The sequence below is a fragment of the Mucilaginibacter sp. genome (assembly GCF_964263795.1).
Classification (GTDB): domain Bacteria; phylum Bacteroidota; class Bacteroidia; order Sphingobacteriales; family Sphingobacteriaceae; genus Mucilaginibacter.
In genome coordinates this window covers 1-6,221 of record NZ_CAXVWK010000035.1, presented here as the reverse complement: position 1 = coordinate 6,221, position 6,221 = coordinate 1, and the positions used below count along the sequence as shown (strand labels likewise).

The 6,221-nt window shown below is 45.7% G+C and carries 5 protein-coding genes; 1 reads left to right on the top strand and 4 read right to left on the bottom strand.

Going from position 1 to position 6,221, the window contains the following annotated elements:
* A partial coding sequence (locus tag ACE5CV_RS06555) for a TonB-dependent receptor domain-containing protein (protein WP_374949369.1) occupies positions 1–2,217 on the top strand: 2,217 nt, incomplete at its 5' end.
* 306 nt (positions 2,218–2,523) lie between these two features.
* Here the strand turns inward: ACE5CV_RS06555 and ACE5CV_RS06550 are convergent.
* The 4 genes from ACE5CV_RS06550 to ACE5CV_RS06535 form a co-directional block, all read right to left on the bottom strand.
* Positions 2,524–3,774: a sulfate adenylyltransferase subunit 1 gene (locus ACE5CV_RS06550; RefSeq protein WP_374949368.1), complete on the bottom strand. Its 1,251-nt coding sequence runs from the start codon at positions 3,772–3,774 to the stop codon at positions 2,524–2,526.
* Positions 3,775–3,787: 13 nt separating this feature from the next.
* Entirely contained in the window at positions 3,788–4,693 is a 906-nt protein-coding gene (gene cysD, locus ACE5CV_RS06545; RefSeq protein WP_374949367.1) for a sulfate adenylyltransferase subunit CysD, read from the bottom strand.
* Complete coding sequence (locus ACE5CV_RS06540; protein WP_374949366.1) at positions 4,690–5,409, bottom strand: phosphoadenylyl-sulfate reductase; 720 nt, start codon at positions 5,407–5,409, stop codon at positions 4,690–4,692. Before ACE5CV_RS06540 ends, cysD begins: the two co-directional genes overlap by 4 nt.
* On the bottom strand, positions 5,409–6,221 hold an 813-nt coding region (locus tag ACE5CV_RS06535), incomplete at its 5' end, for a sulfite exporter TauE/SafE family protein (RefSeq protein ID WP_374949365.1). The genes ACE5CV_RS06540 and ACE5CV_RS06535, both read right to left, overlap by 1 nt.

Sequence of the window (6,221 nt, the reverse complement as noted above, 5' to 3'; positions counted from 1 at the left end):
CAGGGGTTAAGTGCTTACCATCGTACAGGCATTAATCACGTGGATGGTATCGGAATAAGCCCAAGTGCTTTAACGGAAACTGCACTAAGGTATGCTAAAGCCTTTAACGATAAATTTGCCTTTAAGATTAACGCAAGTTATTTACAGGGAACGGACTGGCAGTCAAACACCCGTTTAGATCAAAATCCCGGCAATCTAAAAACAGCTAACCCAGCTTATCCAGAGTTGACCGGCATTACTAACGCGGCGTACGACGGCTGGAATAAATATGGAGATGATGCGCTTGCCGGAAGCAATACTGTATCTATAAAGGGCATTGTGGTAGATGGCGTGGCAAGGCCGGCATTAACGGTGGCGCGTACCGGTTACAATGAGGTTGATCTTGTAGACCCGAAGGTGACTAATTTAAAGTTAGATGGTACCCTGGCTTACAAGCTTACGCCGAACACTATACTATCATACACATACCGGTACGGTAAAATGGATGGCGTATTTCAGCGCGGGAATAAAATTTCGTTAAATGGCGCTACCGTTCAAAATCATAAAGTGGAGTTAAAAGGGAAAGATTTCTTGATAAGGGCTTACGAGTCGATAGAAAACACAGGCAATTCATTTAATGTAAAACCCCTGGCAGATAACCTTGATCTTAACCATGCCAGTAATTCTGCATGGGGTACCCTATATAAAAATGCGCTTACTGCTTACGGCAACGCTAATGGCGGGCTTAAGTCGACCAATTTGGCGGCAGCAGAGCAAGCTGCGCGTACAGCTGCCGATGCGGGCCGGGTTGAGCCGGGCACACCTGCGTTCGACGCACTCCGGCAAACCATCATTGGCATAAATAACTGGGATATTAAATCGAGCCTGATACCCAATGCGCCTGTTACAGGGGGGGCAGCCCTGGTTCAGAAAAGCCATTTGTTTAATGGCGAGGCGCAGTGGGATTTAACCAGTAAAGTGAAGGTGGCCGATATACTGGTTGGCGCCGATATTCGGGTTTATCAGATCATTCCGGATGGTAATAACTTTGTTGATTTTAGCCGCTCAATTGCCGATCGTAACACGCCGCTGGCCGATGGCAGCTTTGGTGAAAATGTTATCTATAAAAAGTATGGCGCCTTTACCCAGGTAACCAAAACTTTCTTTGATGAAAAGCTAAAGCTATTTGGATCGGTACGATGGGATTATAACCCTTACTTCGACCCCAAATTTACACCGCGGCTGGCTGCGGTTTATTCGCCCACTCAAAACCACAACTTTAGGTTTACTTTCCAGAACGGGTATCGTTTTCCATCGTTGTTTGAAGCTTTATCTTACGTAAACAACGGTCGTGTTAAACGCGTGGGCAGCCTGGAATTTATCAACGAGGGCTTGGGTTATCTGAATAACAGCTATACACAACAATCTGTTACTGCCTTTAATAACGCGGTTAAGGCCGCGTCAACCACGGGTGATGATGCTACAGCCCTGGCCAACAGAAGCCTGCTGCAAGTTGCCGATCTGCCAAAGGCCCGACCGGAGCAGATAACATCATTTGAAATAGGCTACAAAGGCATCTTTTTAGATAATAAAGTATTTTTAGACGTGGATGCCTATGCCAACCGTTATAACGGGTTTTTAGGACAGGTACAGGTTTTTGTCCCTAACGCTACTACGGTAGGGACTGATGCCGCAGTGTTAAGCATGCTGGATATCAACCGTGACCCAACAACCGCAACATCAACCAATGCCGCCAGTGCAGGCCAAAGCCGTTACAGGGTGTACACAAATGCTAAAAACGTCTACAATAACTATGGCTCATCTGCCGGGCTAACCTATAATTTTTACAAACGCTATACCGTGTCAGGCAACGTTAGCTTTAACAAGTTAAAAGCGCAGCAAACGTCGGACATTTTTGTGACGGGATTTAACACCCCTGAATGGAGCGGTAATTTTTCATTCGGTAACCGCGAGGCTGCTAAAAACTTCGGGTTCAACATCGTATACAAATGGCAGCAATCTTATTTGTGGGAAAGCCCGCTGGTAACGGGAAAAGTTGATGCCATCCATACCTTTGATGCCCAGGTGACTTACCGTGTTCCGGTTTACTACGCTACATTTAAGCTGGGTGCATCCAATATTTTTAACAACCGTTTTATACAATATGCCGGCGGCCCTACAATAGGCGGATTATATTATGCATCTGTTACGCTTGATGGATTGCTGACCGGCAAGTAAAAAGATCCTATTTGTTTTTTAGGTAATTTAGTTTTTAAGAAAAGCGGGCGGGCGAGCTGCCCGCTTTTTTTGTTTCAGTAAAAATTTCCTACCAGGAACATGAAATAGTAAGTGTCTACCAAATCAGTAAATTACCGCAAGATGTTTTCCCAAGTGAAACACGGATGTCGTAAAAAAGAAGTTTTAAGCAATTGAATACATAGTTTGAAAAATCCTGATACAGCTTGTAGCAATAAAAACCCGCACGATTAGTCATCGGTGGGTTTGCCCGGTTAGGGGCTATTTAGTTAGTCAAAGTTTAGCGTTTTATTCTACCGATTGCCGCAGCATAAGTGCCCCAACAGTTACGTTGGTGCGGGTATCTATCAGGATAGCGCCCCCGTTGGCTTTGTTTACCTCATAAGGGTCAAAGGCTAAGGGCTCGGCGGTTTTAATGACAATGCGGCCTATATCATTTAGCTTAAATTCTTCGTCGAAATCTTTCTCCAGCGTATTGATATTCACTTTGTAAATGACCTCCTGGATCTTACAGCGGATGGTTTTGGTATTGTGCTGAACCAGATAAGTGAGCGATGTGTCTAGCGGGCGGGTATCCATCCAGCAAAGGTCTGCTTCAATGGCCCTGGATAGTTGCGGCTGCCCTGCACTGTTTACGATAATATCGCCGCGGCTGATATCTATATTATCTGCTAAATGTACCGTTACCGACATGCCGGCTAAAGCTTCATCGGGTTGTGTATCATATAATTCAATTTTTGAAATAGTTGAGCTAAATCCGGATGGCAGCACCGTTACCTTATCGTCCACGCGGAAGGATCCGCTCGAAACCCTGCCGGCATAGCCCCGATAATCGTGGAATGCATCAGTTTGCGGGCGAACAACCCATTGCACAGGCAGCCTTGCATGGGCGGATGAATCATCTATTGAAATTTCTACGTTTTCAAGGTGTTGCAACAGGCTGTCACCTTTGTACCAGTTAATGTTAGCTGATGGAAAAACAATATTATCGCCTTTAAGCGCGCTTACGGGGATGTAGGTTACATTGTCCAAGCCAACCTTTGCAGCAAGTACTTTGTAATCGGCTACTATCTTATTAAAAACCGCCTGGTCATAGTCTACCATATCCATTTTGTTTACGGCAACCACTACCTGCGTTATTTGGAGCAGCGATACTAAAAAAGAGTGGCGGGTGGTTTGCTCCACAACGCCTTTACGTGCATCTATTAGGATAATAGCCAGCCCGGCGTTACTTGCACCGGTAACCATGTTACGGGTATACTGAATATGCCCCGGTGCATCGGCTATGATGAACTTACGTTTATCAGTCTCAAAATATTTGTAGGCCACATCAATGGTGATACCTTGTTCACGTTCGGCCTTAAGTCCATCTGTTAATATAGCCAGATCGATACTGCCGTCGTCATTTTTACGGTTTGATGCATGCAGGGCTTCTAACTGGTCGGCTAATATAGCTTCGCTGTCATATAGCAAACGACCTATCAATGTACTTTTGCCATCGTCAACACTACCTGCAGTAATAAATTTTAATATATCCATTCTATATTTCGAATTAAAAATATCCACCTTTTTTCCGATCTTCCATAGCTGCCTCGCTTACTTTATCGTCCATACGGGCACCGCGTTCACTGATTTTAGAGGAGGCTATCTCGTCTATAATATCATCAATCTCAAAAGCACAAGATTCAACGGCTGCTGTACAGGTCATATCGCCTACGGTACGGAAGCGTACGTTTTTACTTTCAATTTTATCGTCGGCATCCATATTTAGGAACGGCGACGCTGCCATCAGCTGCCCGTTGCGTGTAATACAATCGCGTTGGTGGGCAAAGTAAATGGTTGGTAAGGGGATATTCTCTCGTCGGATGTAGTTCCAAACATCCAATTCTGTCCAGTTACTTATCGGAAACACGCGTACATTCTCTCCTTTGTGGATCTTGCCGTTGTAGATATCCCAAAGCTCGGGGCGCTGGCGTTTTGGGTCCCATTGTCCAAACTCGTCGCGTACAGAAAAAATACGTTCTTTAGCGCGAGCTTTCTCTTCATCGCGGCGTGCACCACCAATACAAGCATCAAACTGGTGCCTGGCAATGGTATCTAGCAGGGTAACGGTTTGCAGCGCGTTACGACTGGCGTTCTTTCCTTTCTGCTCAATAACTTTGCCCTCATCTATACTGTCCTGCACGTGGCCGATGATCAGCTTTTCGCCGATGCGGGCAATCATTTCATCACGGTAAGTAATAGTTTCTTTAAAATTGTGGCCGGTATCAATGTGTACAAGCGGGAACGGAAACTTACCGGGCCTAAATGCTTTTAACGCCAGGTGCACCAGCGTGATAGAATCTTTTCCGCCCGAAAATAGTAGCGCAGGTTTTTCGAACTGCCCGGCAACTTCGCGCAAAATATATATAGCTTCTGCTTCTAATTCGTCCAGATAATCTAAGCGATATTTGCTCATTCTTTTAAATCATTTAATTGTACTGCATGTAACCCGCATTCTTTTTTACTTTGATCTTCCCACCACCACCGGCCGGCACGAAAATCCTCGCTAGGTTGCACCGCGCGTGTGCAGGGCAAGCACCCGATGCTGGGGAAGCCTTTGTCATGCAATGTATTATATGGGATATTAAATTTTTTTATGTAAGCTTTTACATCATCCAATGTCCAGTTGAAGATCGGGTGGAATTTAACCAGTTGATTGCCTTCGTCCCATTCTACATTGTTCATGTCCTCGCGGTTGGGCGATTGCTCTGCCCGGATGCCGGTGATCCAGCAGTTGTTGCCTGCAAGGGCACGCTTTAAGGGCTCTATCTTGCGTATGCCGCAGCATTCTTTACGGTTCTCTACCGATTCGTAAAAGCTGTTGGGGCCTTTGGCATTTACCATATTCTCTAACAAATGGTGAACAGGGTAGTAGGCATGTATTGGGTGGCCGTAAAGCTCCATGGTGCGGTTCCAAACGTAATAGGTCTCCGGAAACAGGCGGCCTGTCTCAAGAGTAAATACTTTTATAGGAATATTATTAGCGAAGATCATATGCGTGATCACCTGGTCTTCCCATCCAAAGCTGGTCGAAAAAACGATCTTGCCCGGAAATTGCTCCGCGAGCGCCTGTAACGCTGCAACCGGTTCTTTGCCGTTAATTAAGTGCGATATGTATGCTGTTTCGGCCATTAAATTACTTTAAAAATAAAATTTGAAATGCTGCGCAGGCTGATAAGGATCACAATTACGGCAACGGCAAACATGATAGCCCTGGCCGAGATCTTGTTGGAGATGCGGGCCGCGATAGGGGATGCCAAAGCACTGCCAATAACCAACCCGCCCACAGCTTCCCAATGTTTGCCATTGAGCATGGTTATGAATGTAAGCGAACTGGTCAACGCGATAAAAAACCGCGAAAGCTTTACCGTACCTAATGAAAAGCGTGGGTGCCTGCCGCCGGCTATCAGTGTTGATAGCACAATAGAACCCCACCCACCGCCGCCAACAGCATCGATGAACCCTCCGCCCAGCCCTAAAACAGAAATATTTTTGATCTTCCCCTTTGTACGTTTACGGTTGAGGTTGATGGCCTTAAATAATATCACCGAGCCCAATATGAGCGTGTAAAGTGATACTAACGGCTTGGTGTATTGTGCGTAATGTTCTAACGACGACAGCAGATAAGCCCCTGTGACCGCACCTATAATGCCGGGAAAGAGCAGCAATTTAAACAGTTTCCAGTTCACATTGCCCATACGATAGTGCATCCACCCGGCGATGCCGTTACTCATGATCTCTGACAAGTGCACGCCCATACTTGCCGAAGCAGGCGGGATACCCATAGATAAAGAAAAAGTGGTTGATGTAACGCCGTACGACATGCCAATAGCGCCGTCTACCAGCGCGAAAATAAAGCCTGCACCCAAAAAATAATAGAACACCGGGTTGATTCCCTCTACAAATACTTTAAAGCCGGGTTCTTTAAACCATAAGGCTGATAA